The 316-nt window shown below is 66.5% G+C and carries 1 protein-coding gene; it reads right to left on the reverse strand.

Translation table 11 applies throughout. The features are described 5' to 3' along the window. Positions 1-316: sigma-70 domain-containing protein (locus KUG38_RS17295; RefSeq protein WP_286196171.1), on the reverse strand; the 316-nt coding region annotated here is incomplete at both ends.

Genomic DNA, 316 nt, shown 5'->3' on the forward strand with positions numbered 1-316 from the left:
CTCGGTGTCCTCACCGTCGCCCACCTTCGTCTCCAGGCTCACCGGCTGGCGGGCGCGGCAGAGCAGATCCTTCACCTCCTCCTCGGGGAGTTCCACCGCCACGGCCAGTTCGCTGAGGGTGGGGGTGCGGCCCAGCTCCTGGCTGAGCTCGCGCTGGCCTTTCTTGAGCTTGTTGAGGGTTTCGGTGATGTGGATCGGCAGGCGGATCGTGCGGCTCTTCTCGGCGATGGCCCGGGTGATGCCCTGACGGATCCACCAGTAGGCGTAGGTGGAGAACTTGTAGCCGCGGGTGGGATCGAACTTCTCGACACCCCGC

The sequence above is a fragment of the Synechococcus sp. CCAP 1479/9 genome (assembly GCF_019038535.1).
In the GTDB taxonomy this organism is placed as follows: domain Bacteria; phylum Cyanobacteriota; class Cyanobacteriia; order PCC-6307; family Cyanobiaceae; genus Cyanobium.